Here is a 16,224-nt window from a genome sequence, read left to right on the forward strand (position 1 = left end):
GTCCGTTCACGATGATGGAATTGCTTACGAGCCAAGGCTTATCCAGTATGTCCTGTTAGCCGACCAGTGCCGGCGCGATGCCTGGAGATGTGACTGCGCGGATTGATCTGCTTTCGCTGGAGCGGTTAGACGCTTTGGGAGATGAACTGTTTGAGGTGACGAGTTTGGAGAAGCTGAGGACGTGGTTGACTGGGAATTGAGGGCATTTGCGATCGCAATCCCAGACATTCAGCAATCCCAGACATTCAGCAATTCCAGAAATTTCGCAAGCCCAAAAATCCTGCCATCCCAGCAATCATCCTCGCAGCATTTTATGAATACCCCCATACTGAGGATGAGCAATCACCAGTCACCCTAAAATACCTCAATTAACATGCAACATCCCACAAAAACTATGCAGCGAGGATGAGGATAACTAGCTAGGCGAAGAATGTGACCGAAGTTTTAGAGTTAGGACAGAAGATTTTAGAGAAACAAATCCCACCAACCCAGACACTGAAAGCATTACAACGAATCACTTCGCAGAGATTGATCAAGCTTTTTTACACCACATCCGGCTTATTACCTACAAAGATAAATGCAGCCGGTAGCAAAGAGTACCCGACGGGGTACTACTCGAAGTTAGGCGAAGCAACGCATGATGAGGGTAAGAAATCGTCATTGAGAGCAGAGAAACGCTGAAAAGTGAAGCTTTTGCTCTCTAGAGCAGGAAGTTCTTTCCTGAAAATATCAAACAGTCACCACTTAACTCAGAGAACATTCACCACCATGGCTAAGCTTATTCTTGTCGACGTTGATATCATTCCAAGTCCCAGCTGTCCCAACACAGTACAGGTGCAATACAAATTTTTCGGTCAACCTATTGGTGGTCAGTACTCAATCCCTAAAGGACCTAGATTCACATTTCCAGGTGGCGGTGCCCAATCCATGTCGTTTTCAACGGGCGGTAAGCTGTATCTCTATTTCATTGTCAATAATCAAGAACATTTTGCCTCCATGGGGAATGTAGTTATTCCACCGAACACCACACCACAAGGACAATTGAAAGTGTACAAAAATTACACTAGTTACGGTTTATTCCAATCAAGATATAAAGTTGTTTAGGCAAAATAGAGCATCGCGTCAGCGGGTGGAGTCTACTATCAAAGACAGCGCCTTCATTAACGACCGGGTCTTTTCAAAAGCTAACAATAATTAATCTAAACACGGATGAGAAAGTTCCGTGGTTTATGCATCAGAATCGGCCGACATCGTCAGCGGCTTCTGATGCATTTAATGCTATATGCACTTATACTTCTCCGGAAAGATCTCAGGATGTATCCTAATAGAAATTACCCTTCTTATCCAAAGACTGGAGTATCGTTGTGCCCCCCCCACTAAACGGTTTAAGAGTCTGGCTTGTCAGTCAGGCTATCCTTTTGTGCTTCCTACGCACTAAAGCCTATGGCCAAGAGGTCACTCCAGATGGCTCAACGACAACGCCCAATCCAGGCTCCTGCGTCACATTCTGCACCATAAGTGGCGGAACCACTGACCGAACGGGAACCAACCTATTTCACAGTTTTACTGAGTTTTCAGTGCCTACTAATGGGACCGTTATTTTTAATCACGACCCCACTATTCAAAACATTTTCACCCGAGTTACTGGGGCCAATCGTTCCGCAATTGATGGCATTTTACGAACCAATGGCACCAGCGAAGCCAATTTATTTTTACTTAACCCAAATGGGATTTTTTTTGGCCCCAACAGTAGCTTAGACATCAGTGGTTCGTTTATGGTAACGACAGCAGATGCAATTCAGTTTGGCAATCAAGGTATCTTCGATACTCAAAACCCTGATAACAATCTTGCCACTCTAACCGTTGATCCATCTGCTTTTATATTCAGCCAGACAACAACTCAACCAATTATCAGTCAATCTGCTGGCTTAGATCCTCTGTTTTTTTTCCCAGTGGGATTAAGCGTGCAAGATGAAAAAAGTCTGATATTACTTGGTGGTGATGTTTTGATAGAAGCCTCAGAAAATTTTTTCTTGTCCGGTGGAGTTTTAACAGCTCCCAGTGGACAAATCGAATTAGGAGGAATACAGGGAACAGGAACTGTCGATTTACTAATTAACAGGAATAATTTCAGCCTCAGCTATGAGCCAGATACAGCATTAGCAGACATCTTGATTGATAATGGCACATTAAATACATCAAGCATATTTGGAGGTAGAGCCGGAAATGTAACCATTAATGGTAATAACGTCTCACTGACCAATAGCTCAGGTATTCCTAGTGACACATTTACCCAAGACAATGCAGGCAATATACTTATCAATGCCAATAGCTCCCTTCAATTGTCAAATAGCAGTATTAGCAGCGTAACTGGTGCTGCTGGAGATGGAGGTAGTATTACCATCATCACAGACTTTTTATCTCTGGATGCCACTAGTGCATTAAATACTGTAACGTTTGGGCCTGGCGATGCAGGCAATATAAAAGTCCAGGCAGAAACTGTTTTGCTGGATGAGAGTAATATTTTTAGCTCAGCGCAAGGTTTTTTCGGTGGCTTTGGAGATGTAGGGGATGTAGGTACAATCGATATTGAAACCAATACCCTGACTTTAGATAATAGTTCCAGGCTCGACACCCTTACAGACGGCGAGGCAACAGATACTCAAACCATTGGTATTATTGCCATTAACGCCACTGGTTTAGTGACATTAGGCGGTGACAGTGTGATTACTAGTGAAACACTGGGAGAGAGGAATGCTAGCAATATAACAATTAATGCAGTAGAACTTATTCTTCAAGATTCCTCTAGCATCTCTGCAAGCGCCAATGAAGTTGCCACCGGTTCGGGCGGCACCATAAATATCACAGCAGATCGCCTAAACACCACTAGCGAAGCCAGTATATCTGCCAGCTCTACTGGTGCCAGCTCAGCCGGTGATATCATCCTGCAAATCAACGAACGCCTTGCCGTACAAGACGGAGCCGAAATCACCGTCAGCGGCACCGGCACCGGCAACAGTGGCACCCTCAACATCATCAGCGACCTGATCAGCCTCAACAACGGCAACATCCTCGCCGCCGTCGCCGCAGGCGAAGAAGGCAACATCAACCTCGACATCGGCAACGCCCTAGTCCTCCGCAACGACAGCCTAATCTCCGCCGCCGCCACCAACGCTGCCAACGGCGGCAACGTCAATATCGCTTCCCCATTTATCATCGCCCTATCCCCCGGCTCTAAAGGCAACGACATCCTAGCCAGCGCCCAAGCAGGCAACGGTGGCTTTATCACCATCCAAGCCAACACCCTATTCAACATCGCCGCCACCACTACGCCCGACCCCAGGGGCAACAACATCAACGACATCAATGCCACCTCCGGCACCGGCATCAACGGAGAAGTCATCATCACCACCCTGCAAGTAGACCCCGACGAAGGCACCCTACGACTGGCCCCCACCCCAGGCGAATCCAAAATCAGCCAAGGCTGCCAAGCCGGGGGCGACATCAACGGCGAATTCGTCGCCTCCGGCAACGGCGGCACCCGACCAAGCCCCTACGATCTCCTCAGCAATAACGGCATCCAAGAAGACATCTTGCCCCCCGGCCAAACCATCGCCCAGCCAACCAACACCATCCTTACCGAAGCCACCAACTGGCGCAAAAACACCCAGGGCCAAGTAGAACTCATCCCAGAGACTACTTACCACAGCGCCTGCCAGCACACCTTCACCGGAGGGGCATCTTGATATGGCTCAGTTTTCGCCCCGTCACCTAAAATTACTGCTCTCAGCACTTCTAGGTTTTCTACTCACCATCAACGGCCCCGCCTTCGCCACCCATGGCCCCATGGCCGAACAAAGCTTGGCCAATTGGCAGCAACAAGCCTCAAAGCGCCCAGAGCTGGGGGTTAGGGGGCCAGATGCTTTGATCTCCCAAGCCCCAAGCCCCCTACTCCAAACCGGCATCCGCCACTACCAGGCTGGCCAATACACCGACGCCATCACCAGCTGGAACCAAGCCCTGCAAATCACCCCCGATCCCCTCACCCAGGCCCTGCTGCTCAGCAACCTATCCCTGGCGCACCAACACCTGAGCCAATGGACCGAGGCCACCAACACCATTGCTCAAAGCTTAGCGCTCCTCCAATCGCCCAGCGACACCCCCATCTATACCGAAACCCTGGCCAAAGCCCTGAATACCCAAGGTCGTCTCCACTGGGCTACCGGCGACATAGCCACAGCCCTGAGCACCTGGAGCGAAGCCACTGCCGCCTATCGCCAGACCAACAACACCCGTGGCATCCTACTGAGTTTGATCAACCAGGCCAAAGCTCTGCAAACCCTAGGCCAGCACGTGCAATCTAAAGAGATTTTGCAACGAGAGATTGTCCCCCTATTGCAAGATTCCACCCTAGCGCCAGCGGTGCAAGCCACCGGACTGTGGCAACTGGGCAATGCCCAACGCCAGTTTGGCAATCTCCCACAGGCCAAAGAAAATCTACAAGCAAGTCTCGACATTATTGAAGCACAACGGCTGGGCGCTATGGCTAGCCCGGTGCGGCTAGACCTGGCCAATACCGACCTAGCCCTAGGGAATAAACAACAGGCCATTGGCAAAACCAAAGGGGCGCAAAAATTACGAGAAAGTGCCCTGGCAATCTATCAAGAATTAGCCACCAGCGCCGATGCGGCCACCCAGCTCCAGGCTAATTTCAATCGCCTCAGTTTGCTAATCGATATGGAACAATGGGGCGAGGCCAATGAACTTTGGCCAGCTGTGTGGCCGACATTAGAGGGGTTATCGGCTAGCCGCACAAACATTTATGCTCAGCTAAATTTTGCCAACAGTTTGATGCAACTGTTGGCAGAGAAAAAAAACCGCGAACAATCTACTGATCATGCGTCTGCCACACAGCGGTTCCCCTTGATAAGGGGAACCAACGGAGGGGTCTTCGAACACTCGCGCAATGGTGGAATCCTCCACTCAAAGGCCCCTAGTATTGGGGGATTTAGGGAGCCCTCGACAACGCTAGCAACTTTACGATCGCTGACACGACAGTCGGACCAAGGGGCATCAGAAGAACAATATGAGTCTGTTGATCAGGATACTTTTGGGAAGTCTTTAGGGAGAGTAGATTATTCTCCGGCAGGCACCTTGGAAGAGGCCCCCAAACCCCCAATACTGGGGGCTTTGAATCGTGTCCCTGTTAGCGTAAAAACAACAGATTATTCTCCGGCAGGCACCTTAGAAGAGGCCCCCAAGCCCCCAAGATTGGGGGCTTTGAATGGTGTCTCCGTTGGCGTAAATGGCTCTAACGGAACTACTCAAACCATTGCGCTTGGCCAGTTCCCTAGCTCTAACGCCATTGGCCCAATTATTGACCATGCGCTGCAACAGTCCCAAGCGATCGCAGACCCGATTGCGGAATCCTATAGCATTGGCGAACGGGGCCGACTCTATGAACTGGAACAAGACTATCCCAAGGCGCAGGCATGGACTGAAAAGGCACTGCGGCTCACGGAAGCGATGGCCTATGCGGACGGTCGCTACCGGTGGGAGTGGCAGCAGGGTCGTTTGTTTAACAAACAAAACCAGCGGGAAGCGGCGATCCAGTCTTATCGGAATGCGGTGAGTACGATTCAAGAAATTCGTCGTAACCTGTTGTTTATCGATACGGAGGTGCAGTTTTCGTTTCGAGACAATGTGGAGCCAGTCTACCGGGAAATGGTGGAGCTGTTGTTAAGCGAAGATGCGGCCAATCTGGATAACGCCACATTGGATTTGACGGTGCAGCAGCTCGATCGGCTACAGCTCAGCGAGCTAGAAAACTTTCTGCGCTGCGACCTGACGGCCACGACAAACATTACTGAATTTGAAGTAGCTGATAATACCGCCGTTTTGCATCCCATTATTTTGGAAAATCGGTTGGGCCTAATCTCGCAAATTCAAGGCGAGAAAATGTTTACGTTCTCTGACATTGATCAGAATGAAATGACTGCCTTTGTGGAGCAACTGCGGGAGGACCTGAACCAGCCGGATCGGACGCCGGAGGTGCGACAGGCGGCAAAACGGCTGCATAAACTATTGATGGAGCCCATCGAGGCGGAGCTAAAACGGCAAAATATTGAAACCCTGGTGTTTGTGCTGGATGGTCCCCTGCGCAATATTCCCATGGCGGTGTTGTTCGATGGGCAGCAGTATCTGGTGGAGAAATATGCGATCGCAGTTGCCCCAGAGCTCGACCTATTCAAACCCGAGAAATTATCCGACAACCTCAGGGTGTTTACCGGCGGTGTGGGCACCCCTCAAGAAATCGAAGGGCGTAGCTTTGCCCCCATCGTCAAACTGAATGACGAGTTGGACGTCATTAGCGACCTATTTGGCCCCCAGCCCCCCATGGTCAACCAAGCCTTTAGCGGCATGACGCTCCAAGAGCAACTGAGTTCTGGAAGATTCTCGGGCATCCACATCAAAACCCACGGCGTCTTTAGCTCCGATCCCCAAGAAACCTTTATCGTCGGCCATCAGGAACTGATTCGCGGTAGCGAACTGGGGGACCTAATCCAGTTGGGCAGCAGCCAGGCAGCCACCCCCATCGAACTGCTCGTACTCAGCGCATGCGACACCGCCACCGGCGACAGTCGTGCTGTGTTGGGTCTAGCGGGCATCGCAGTGCGGGCAGGGGCACGTAGCACGGTCTCCACCCTATGGGAAGCCGAGGACGTGCCCAACACGGAGCTAATGATCTCATTTTACAAAGAGCTAAAGAAACCAAACATTACCCGTGCCCAGGCCCTACGCAATGCCCAGCTAGCGTTAATCGCAACAGGAGAAACCAGGCCCCACATCTGGGGCACCTATGTGCTGGTGGGCAACTGGCTCTAACTATCCGTCAACACCAACGGCCCCACCATGGGTGTCTGGGTAAACTGGGTCAAATCCACCGACTCCAACAGCTCGGCCCAGATTTGCGACCTGGTCTCACACTGGGTTGTGCTGAGGCAATCCGCCAGTTGGTGCACGGTGTCGTACCAGATCTCCGGGGAGCTGTCGGCCACCTGCTGTTCTAGCTCTGGCGTAGAGGCCATCCGATCTATCCAACCGTTAATGTTCAGATTGTTCTTCGTCGTATTTTCAGCCACACAGTTCACCTTCAGATACCAACGATAGCGTTGGTCTGCATCCAGGCTCACCATGGCAGCTTCTGGCATGGTGACACTTACCAACCCAGGCTGGTCGGGCAGGGTAAATTCTGCCTTGTAGACCCGGTCCAGCTCATCTGCGGTAAGGATGGAAAATTCCCCCTTTTCTATATCTCCCATCGTGTATGGCATATAGAACCACAGTGTCGGGCGCGCCGCTAGAGTTTTGCCATGGACAGGCTCGGGGGTAATGGCCGTTAATGGCTGGGGTGTAACCGGGCAGACGTCCTCGCCCAAACCGCCGCCGGGTGTGCGTTCACCATTGGTCGGCGGCGGATTGGTCGGAGCGGTCGGCAGCTGAGCTGTCCTACGGTCACGCCTACCGCCGTTGTCGATGGGGTTAGGAATCGCTGAGACACTGGCAGTAAAGCCCAGCTGGCTCAGGAGAATTGCTAACGAAAAACTGATGTAGGCTAGTGTGTTTTGCGATCGCATTTCTTTTGTCCTCTCTATCGATGACGTTTTATGTTCAACTGCTCAGATAGTGATTCCAGTGGAAGGAAACCATGCTTGCGAGCTAATAAAATAACAGCGGTTCCTACCAATGCTAGCAGCGCCGGAATCAAAGGCACCCATCCTCCCTGAATCAAAATAAATAGACAAAGCTGCCGTAAACCCCAGCATGCTACAAGCAAACTCAGAGCCAGTAGCGGTAGCGATTTTACCCACCAGACCAAGAGACCCCCCACCCCGGCCCACAACCATAGCCACAGCAGATCACCCCACTGGAAACGTCCCCACTGGGGCAACACCCATAGCAAACTACGCTGGTCCAACACAGCACTCAGAATGTTACTGACCGCATGGGTATGGATCCACACCCCGGGCAGTTCACCAAAGGGGGTATGGCGCAGATCTCCACCAAAGGGATCCACCACCCCAATTAAGACAATGCGGTCACGGATTTCGTTGTCGGCCACTTTCTCGGCCAACACGTCCTCTAAACTGGCACGGATAGCAGGTTTCGGCCTAAACCGATAGTTCAACAACATCTGGTTAATCTGGCCGTCTAGGGCTTGATATGCCCCGGTCTGGGCCGATAACCGCTTAAATTCAACGTCTCCTAGCAACCAATTACTACCGTTGGCCCGCAACGGCTGCACCCCGTGAGTCAACAAATACCGCAGAGCCAAGTTTAAGCCAAAACTATAGGATGTGACACAGTCCGATGACTCTTCGGCTAAGTTGACATCGTATGATAACAGCTGACGCCGCACCACCGACTTCCCCGGCTGAAACAGTGCATCGGTTTCCAAATCGCTAAAGCCCACCTGGTTTTGGGCCTGCTCAAGGGAAAACTCCGGCGGATGGCTCAACAGTTCGCGATCGCCAAACCCAAAGGAACACACCGTAATTAAATCGGGGAACTCTTCAAATTGTTGTAACAGCTGCTCTCGCCCCTCCCCATTGGCCTGATAGCGATGCAAATCTACGCCAATGGCCACGGGATCATGCTGCCGCAGCTTAGTCAACGCCTCAGCCAGCCGGTCGTCGTGGATGGGATAGGTATACTTGTCCGTATCTTCAGCGGTAATTTCTACCACCAATAACCGATCGTCAATTTCGCTAATATCTGCCCCAACGGGGCGCGATCTCACTAGAGCGTCGTAGGAACCTAGCTCCGCCGACTGTAGCCACCCCAAACTGCGCAAACCAGTGACCATCAGCACCATCGCCAACATTACTGGCAGCAGCAAATTACGCAGGTTCACCGCTGTTATTTTGCGATCGCTAATGCGCCGTTGCGGAGCAACGGGTATCGGCGGCTGTAAGGTGCGCCAAACAAACGATCCCTCCGTCGGATTTTGATAAATGATTGGTAACCAGCTAGCCCCTGGATAGTCAGTTTCCATACCCTGAAGACGTTCGCGCGCATAGCGCACCGATGCGTAAAAGGGGCCACCACGGGCAAAATCTTGCAAAAAATGTTTCAGAAAGGCATGGGCCACCTGATCTAAGACAGGCTCTCGCATCGCAATCAGCTGGGGTAAATTCAAATCCACCAGCTGTCTGGCCAACCCCAAACCATCGCAGGAATTAAAAATTGCCAGTTTTAACCCTTTATCAATGGCATCTTTAAAGGCATACTTCACTTCTGAAATCGACAGATTTTCACAGGAATTTAACGAAAGCTGATCCCGCACTTCTCCCATGGTGTCGATGGCCTGGCTAGTGCTGTGTCCGGCAAAAAAGAAGATATCCCAACCCACCTTATCTCGCAGGTGCTTCTCCAATACAGACCGCCTCGGCTCATTCAGCACCAAGGTTTCCGCAGCAGAATCTTCCAGTAGCCCCCGGTCTAATTGCACATCAATACCATCACTGTGCCCCAGTACCACCAAAATTCTCATTTGCCGACTGACTCGGCTGTTGGGCACCGCAGGGACTTGTTGATAATTTTTGGCACTAATGGCAATTTCAGCCTTTTGATAATGTTCGAAAAAACACCACAGATGCCAGGGTAATTTTTGCAGAAACGGATCTTCTGTTTCGATAATAAATCGAATGGTTTCCTTAGGATCTAACTGAGTTCTCAGCTGTTGGTCAATGGTGCGAAACCCGGAAGAATTGAGCCACTTGTTGATATGCTTTTGCAACTGTTCCCCCAGATAGCGAAACTCTTCCTCCGATACATTGGTGGGCACTGTGTCATCAAATTCAATGGATGACCTGGTTGAGAGCCGTTTTCTCAAGGCTTTATGCAGCGCTTTATACAGTTGTTGCCAATGGTTATAGAGCTTAGGAATCTCCGGCACACTGGGCAGGCTACCGGTATATTGCATCTGGGATGCAGCCTCATGCTGCCGCACCAAACGAGCCGTAATGTGGGGCAGCCCGTCATAACAGTTACCTTTGCCTAAATTTAGGATGACCAGTGAATTCATCAGGATTTTTCCAAGGAACGGGCAAACCGCAAAAACGTCCTAAGAATATGGTTACTGTAGGTGCCCCCAGGATGCAACCGAAACAGCGTAAATCGACGATCCCCAAAGCCTGATGCCGTACGGGCTAAGAATTTCCCCCTAGGCTTGCATGTAATGTTTTGTAATGAATCGGCCTGTGAGATCGCATTTTTGTCCTATTTCTTGAACATTTTGTCGCACCCCAGGTATCTAGACTGTAGGGATCGAAGGTTTGACAGCCCCCTAGGACAGAGAAATTAACAATTTCCATACTCCCTATGGCCATTAGTTAAGAACCACGGAAAATTGCAATTCAAGAAATTGGAGTTTATTGAATTTCTGTCCCCTAGTTCAAAAGATCCTCTTCCAAATCTCGTAAAATCGTATCCCTATCCGACGACCTTGGCGGGCTAAAAATCGCCTGCAGCGATTGATTCAACGTTTCTGCCATGGCAATGCGATTTTGATACGCCACAATTACCCGCGCTAAAATTGGCAGTCGATTTTGTTCGGCTTCTAAATACAACGGTTCCACATACAACAAGGAATCCTCAATGGGTATCACCAACAAATTGCCCTGGTTGGCCCGTGATCCTTGGGTATTCCACAGGGAAATCCGCTGGGAAATTTCTGGATCTTGGTTAATGCGAGCTTCAATTTGCTCGGGACCGTATACCAACTGCTGCTTAGGAAATCGATAGAGCAAAATGCGACCATATTGGTTGCCGTCCGAGCGCGCCGCTAGCCAGGCGATGAGGTTATTGCGCTGGGCCGGGGTAAAGGGCCGCAACAGCACAAACTCTTCTTCGTCTTCCTTCGGCAGTTTCATAATCAAGTAGTAGGGTTCCACCACTTGGGATTCGTTGGCATAGATCTCATTGGGGGCCCGCCAGGTATCTTCCCGATTATAAAAAATACGTGGATCGGTCATGTGATAGACCAGCAGCTGGTTCGACTGCACCAGGGAATAGTCTTCGGGATAGCGAATGTGGGCCACTAGGGCGGGCGGCATGGCATCTAGGGGCTGCAACATCTTGGGAAACAGCTGGGCCCAGGTTTGAATAATCGGATCGGTGGGGTCGGCGATATAGAACGACACAGCCCCATGGTAGGCATCCACAACAACTTTGACCGAGTTGCGAATGTAGTTGAAGCTCTGACCGCCGGGGTCGGAATAGGGGTAGCGATCGCTAGTGGTATAGGCGTCGATCATCCAATATAGGTAGCTGCCCTCTGGGTCCACCGGGTTCGATGAATCGGATGCGGCCTGGGCATTGGCATCGGCCACCACCAGGTAGGGGTCACTGTCAAACTGTAGAAAGGGCGCAATCTCCTTTACCCGCTCTTTGATATTCCGACGGAACAACAATTTCGTATCGGCGGTAAAATCTCCCGTAAATAGCATTTGCCAATCGGTCAAATGTTTCGAAAATAATAATCGCCGCCACAGACTACCGATGCCTATGCCCCCGTCTCCCCCATAGGAAGTGTAAACATTGTCGTTCTCGCTGGGGTAGTCCAACTCGGGCACCCGAGTACCGGTCATCACATAGTTATCGGTCAGTTCCCCAAAGTAAATGCGGGGCCGCCCCACAGGGATACTGCGGGCCACATCCTTATTGCTCGGTTGGTGGGCAATGTCTTTAATAAAATAGTCGGGCAGCCCCCCCACCGCCGCCGTATTCACCGGGCTCATGGTAAAGCCATAGCCGTGGGTGTAGCTGAGGTGTTTATTTACCCAGGTCTTGGCGGTATCCTCTAGCTGCTCATAGTTGAGTTCCCGCGCCGATATCAGCACCTGGCGTCGTTCGGTGGTGCCATCCGCCTGGGTCAGGGTGTAGCGATCCACATCGGCATCGACAAATTCGTAGTAAAGCCGAATCTGCTGCAGCTGGCGGTTACTCTCCAGCAGGGGTCGGGTATCCCAAATGCGAATATTGCGCACCGTCAAGTCGTTCTCTTTGAGCTTGGCAGTGGTGAGGGTGCTTTGGGGATCAAAACTCTCTTCTTGAATATCGGTCAGATTAAAGGCATCTCGGGTAAAGGCGATGGCTCGTTCAATGTAGGGCCGCTCGCGCTGAAATTCGTTGGGTTGCACCACTAGGCGCTGCACCACCCAAGGGGCCACCCCTTCCCCCAGCAGGGCCACGGTGAGATAAATAACAATGAGAATAATAAAGGACGGCAATCGCTGGCGAGAGCGATGGCGACTAAAGCCAAAGAGCGATCGGCCAAAGGCCACCAGGGCTAGCACTGCGGTGATGACACTCAGGGCGATTTGCACTGGCAAACTAACATTCACATCGGTGTAGCTGGCGCCGTAGGTCACACCCTGCTGGGAGTACAGTAGCTCATAGCCATTGAGCCAGTGGCCCAGGCTGGTGGTGAGCAACAACACCCCGGCCAAAATATAGAGGTGCCGCTGCTGGGGGGCAGAAAAGCCGAGAAATCGTCCCTGGCTGAGGCTTTGCCCCGCCAATAGATACACCAGGAAAACCGCCGCCAGGGTAAACCAAAACAGGCCAGACAGCCAAAACTCGATCAGCTCTAGCACCGGCAGGCGAAAGATAAAAAAGCTGATGTCTTGGTTGAACACCGGGTCGGTTTGGCCAAAGCTGGTGGGGTTGAGGGCTGGCAACACCCGTGACCATTGGGACGAAAGCACCAAACCAAAGCTTAGGCTGATCAGCAGGCTGGAGAGCGCACTGCCCACATGGGGATACACCACAAAACCCACCATGGCCACCAGCAACAGTAGCCCCTGCCACGGCTGGGTGACCACCACCTGCTGGGCCACCCGCCAGCCCGTATCCACATTCAGCCACAGGGGCAACGGCGGCAACGGGTCTACCCCGATGGAATGCCATCGAGTGAGGGCCAGCTGACCATGGTAAAACACTAAGATGGCCAGCAGCAGCGCCAGACCCAAGGCTAGGGGCAACAGTCGCCGCAGCCCCATCCCCCGGCGGCGATTTTCATCACTGGGCACAATGCAATAGGCTTCGAATTCAAGACGCCGCGCCAGCCACAGATTCCAACCGGCAAATACAAAGCTGCCGACAAACGAGATCGCACCCAGGCCCATTTGGGTGCGCAACCGCAGCCAAAATGCCTCTAGATAATCGACCGACTGGAACCACAGCCCCTCCGCCGCAAAGTAGGTGACGATATCAACACTGAAAAACAGTGCGATCGCAGCCAGCACCCAGGGCTGCCAATGGACAGCGGCAGATTTCTTTTCACCAGTTTGTTCACGAACCGTCACCATGGCAGATCCCTGCTTACTCTTTAATCACAGCCGGACGGTGGGTAGGCCCACCCTACAAGAACCCAAAAATTGTCCCCATAAACCAAGCATAGAGCAGCAAAAACAACCACCCCTCCCAGATCGTAATCTTGTTATCTTGCACAATAAAAAACATCAATAGCGATGCCGCCAGCAGTGTGGGCACACTGTGGGCCAACAGCGAATCCGACACCGGCAAAGGGCGAATCAAACCAGGGATGCCCATCACCACAAAAATATTGAAAATATTCGAACCAACAACATTACCCACGGCAATTTCTGCCTTATTTTTCCGGGCTGCGTTGATGGTCACCATCAGTTCTGGCAAAGATGTACCAATGGCCACCGCACTAATGGCAATCAGGTCACGCCCCACATTTAACCGATCCGAAATCTTAATCAGGGAATCGATGGTGTAATTGGCCCCCAGAAAAATAAAGAGCCCGCTAACCACCAAAATCAACAGATGCCGCCAGATTTGGCCATCCCCAGGAGCGCCTGAAGAAGACGCCCCCCCAGAAGCCGCCCCAGAAGCCGCCCCCTCTTCGGGCTCCGCATCCTGACTACTCCTAAGGATATACAGCAGATAAATGACATAGCCCAGCACCAAAATAAGCGCTTCGCCCCGGGAGAACTGCTGGTCGGAGGTCCCCATCAGCGCAAACAAAAATGCCGACCCCACAAACAGGGGCAAATCCACACTGATCAGGTTGTACATCACCCGCAGGAGCTTGGTGCTCATGATGGCGGCAGTGCCCACCACCAGGCAAATATTGGCAATGTTAGAGCCGATCACGTTGCTTGCCACCACCTCCGACGCCCCTTGGGCAATGCCAAACAGCGACGACAGTAACTCCGGCAGAGATGTGCCCATGGAGACAATGGTCACCCCCACGATAAAGGGGGGCAACCCCATGGCCAAGCCTAGTTTTTCAGCAGCATCTGTGAAAAAGTCAGAGGCCATCACCAAGGTGGCCAGACCAATGACAAAAATAAACAGCAGAAGCGCCATAGAATCCATAAATTAAATGGGGAGGTTGCTAATCCCCGGAACAACGTAAAGACAGCAGACGCCAATGCTCAAACGCACCATCCTCATGGAAAATGCTAGGTCACAATGCCCATCAGCAATCATCAGATCCTTGGCCTTAATGGGTTTTTACAAAAACTCATAGAGTGTAACGCAGCATTCTGGCCAACTAGCTGAGGATTTTAAGCGTAACCACAGGCCCCATGAGCCCATGCAGAACATCGCGCCATTGTACGCGCCTCGACGAGAAGATGGCATCACCCTCCGATCGGTTCCCCTGCCATCAGCGGCAAGCACAATCGTTCTGTTGCCTACACCACCATCGTTACCACAACAAACTAGCAACCCTTTAGGGCCCCCTACGGCAGAACGCCTGCTTTCGCTTTAAGATCCTATAGGCGTCCACCTTCTATTTCATATCCCTATGCTTGCCGCGAGTCAGCGTCAGAAACTAGACGAAGCTAACGATTCTCTGTTTTACTCAGCCCCCCGCTTTGTCACCCACGTCGATGAGCGCTTCATTGAACAGCTAACTGAGCTCTATCAAGAAAAACTGCAGCCCAATAGCTGCATCCTAGATTTGATGAGTAGCTGGGTCTCCCATCTGCCCCCAGACATGGAGTTTGCACGGGTGGAGGGCCACGGCTTGAACGCGGAGGAGCTGGCTAAAAATCCTAGGCTAGATAGCTACTTTGTACAAAACCTGAACGAAAACCACACCCTGCCCTTTGAGGACCGCACCTTTGACGCGGTGCTCAATACCGTGTCGGTACAGTACCTGCAATATCCCGAACAGGTGTTTGCCGAAATGTATCGGGTGCTCAAACCCGGCGGCATCGCCATTGTTAGCTTTTCCAATCGCATGTTTTACCAAAAAGCGATCGCAGCCTGGCGCGACAGCAGCGACGCCAGCCACATTGCCCTGGTAAAACGCTACTTCGAATCGGTCAAGGGCTTTAGCCAGCCAACCGTCGTCGCCAACCAAGGCCCCGCCATGAACCCATTGCTCCAAATGATGGGCATGGCCAGCAGCGATCCGTTTTATGCCGTCCTATCAGAACGGATGGAAGTGTTGGTCGGCTAGGGTTGAAGTCGGAATTTGGCAGTCAGATTCCAATTCCGCTTTACCTTGATCGCCCCTTTAGCCTGCCATGCCCCGCTGTTTGCCACCGTAGGCCTTCCAGGCTAAATCAATCAGACCATTAACAATGGCCACCGCCACCACGGTGCTGCCCTTGCGGCCGCTGATGCAGATGCTGGGCATGAGGCTATCCTTCAGGCGAGACTTGGTCACCTCCGCTTCCAAAAAGCCAGCGGGGGTGGCAATCACCAAGGCGGGGCGAATCACATCGGTTTCGATCAGCTCCACTAAATTATCTAGGGCTGGCTGGGAGTGACCGATCACAAAAATAGCTTCCGGGTAGCGCCTGGCTAGGGTTTCCATGCCCCAGGCCGCCTTCGACTGTTCTTGCTGCGGTCGAGTAATGGCATCCATGGCGCCATACACCGGATTGGCAAAGGTGGCCTGGAGCCGAGGCGTAATGCCTGCTTGGGCCATGGGGCCATCGACCACAATGGTGGTGCGTGCGGCCAACGCCGCCGCGCCAGAGGGCAGGGCCTGGTCAGAAAATTGAATTAGATCCTTATAGTCATAGTCGGCGGTAGCGTAGATGACGCGACGCACAATCTCATATTCGGCTGGAGCAAACGTATGCTGACCAATCTCTTGATCGATAATGCGTAAGCTCTGTGCGTCGGTAACGTGCCATTCCATATACGTACTGCCTGATCCGCCAGCTTCAA

At 51.9% G+C, this 16,224-nt stretch carries 11 protein-coding genes; 6 read left to right on the top strand and 5 right to left on the bottom strand.

Annotated elements, in window-relative coordinates; all coding sequences use genetic code 11:
* Nucleotides 1-77 precede the first annotated feature (77 nt).
* From IXB28_RS17020 to IXB28_RS07470, 5 genes are all read left to right on the top strand, one after another.
* Complete coding sequence (locus tag IXB28_RS17020; RefSeq protein WP_407659180.1) at nucleotides 78-200, top strand: DUF4351 domain-containing protein; 123 nt, start codon at nucleotides 78-80, stop codon at nucleotides 198-200.
* Between the two features lie 232 nt (nucleotides 201-432).
* Nucleotides 433-681 carry a hypothetical protein gene (locus IXB28_RS07455; protein WP_215617946.1) on the top strand — a complete coding sequence of 83 codons (249 nt, stop codon included), beginning with the start codon at nucleotides 433-435 and terminating at the stop codon, nucleotides 679-681.
* Between the two features lie 87 nt (nucleotides 682-768).
* Nucleotides 769-1,104 carry a hypothetical protein gene (locus tag IXB28_RS07460; protein ID WP_215617947.1) on the top strand — a complete coding sequence of 112 codons (336 nt, stop codon included), beginning with the start codon at nucleotides 769-771 and terminating at the stop codon, nucleotides 1,102-1,104.
* A 260-nt stretch (nucleotides 1,105-1,364) separates the two neighbouring features.
* Nucleotides 1,365-3,746, top strand: coding sequence for a two-partner secretion domain-containing protein (locus IXB28_RS07465; RefSeq protein WP_215617948.1), 2,382 nt, complete (start codon nucleotides 1,365-1,367; stop codon nucleotides 3,744-3,746).
* A 1-nt stretch (nucleotide 3,747) separates the two neighbouring features.
* Nucleotides 3,748-6,885 carry a CHAT domain-containing protein gene (locus tag IXB28_RS07470; protein WP_215617949.1) on the top strand — a complete coding sequence of 1,046 codons (3,138 nt, stop codon included), beginning with the start codon at nucleotides 3,748-3,750 and terminating at the stop codon, nucleotides 6,883-6,885.
* Here IXB28_RS07470 and IXB28_RS07475 read toward each other — a convergent pair.
* From IXB28_RS07475 to IXB28_RS07490, 4 genes are all read right to left on the bottom strand, one after another.
* Nucleotides 6,882-7,637, bottom strand: a complete 756-nt coding sequence (locus IXB28_RS07475) for a DUF928 domain-containing protein (RefSeq protein WP_215617950.1) — start codon at nucleotides 7,635-7,637, stop codon at nucleotides 6,882-6,884. The genes IXB28_RS07470 and IXB28_RS07475 overlap by 4 nt on opposite strands.
* A 14-nt stretch (nucleotides 7,638-7,651) precedes the next feature.
* Nucleotides 7,652-10,087, bottom strand: coding sequence for a CHASE2 domain-containing protein (locus IXB28_RS07480; protein ID WP_215617951.1), 2,436 nt, complete (start codon nucleotides 10,085-10,087; stop codon nucleotides 7,652-7,654).
* Nucleotides 10,088-10,451: 364 nt separating this feature from the next.
* The gene (locus IXB28_RS07485) at nucleotides 10,452-13,373 is read right to left on the bottom strand and encodes a UPF0182 family protein (RefSeq protein ID WP_215617952.1); all 2,922 of its coding nucleotides are present in this window, start codon (nucleotides 13,371-13,373) and stop codon (nucleotides 10,452-10,454) included.
* 52 nt (nucleotides 13,374-13,425) lie between these two features.
* Nucleotides 13,426-14,412: a calcium/sodium antiporter gene (locus IXB28_RS07490; protein ID WP_215617953.1), complete on the bottom strand. Its 987-nt coding sequence runs from the start codon at nucleotides 14,410-14,412 to the stop codon at nucleotides 13,426-13,428.
* Nucleotides 14,413-14,845: 433 nt separating this feature from the next.
* On the opposite strand from IXB28_RS07490, the gene IXB28_RS07495 reads away from it, so the two are divergent.
* The gene (locus tag IXB28_RS07495; protein WP_215617954.1) at nucleotides 14,846-15,505 is read left to right on the top strand and encodes a class I SAM-dependent methyltransferase; all 660 of its coding nucleotides are present in this window, start codon (nucleotides 14,846-14,848) and stop codon (nucleotides 15,503-15,505) included.
* A 57-nt stretch (nucleotides 15,506-15,562) separates the two neighbouring features.
* Here the strand turns inward: IXB28_RS07495 and IXB28_RS07500 are convergent, their stop codons facing one another.
* The gene (locus tag IXB28_RS07500) at nucleotides 15,563-16,195 is read right to left on the bottom strand and encodes a precorrin-8X methylmutase (RefSeq protein ID WP_215617955.1); all 633 of its coding nucleotides are present in this window, start codon (nucleotides 16,193-16,195) and stop codon (nucleotides 15,563-15,565) included.
* Nucleotides 16,196-16,224: the final 29 nt, after the last annotated feature.

This window comes from Leptothoe kymatousa TAU-MAC 1615 (assembly GCF_018739865.1).
GTDB classification, from domain to species: domain Bacteria; phylum Cyanobacteriota; class Cyanobacteriia; order Phormidesmidales; family Phormidesmidaceae; genus Leptothoe; species Leptothoe kymatousa.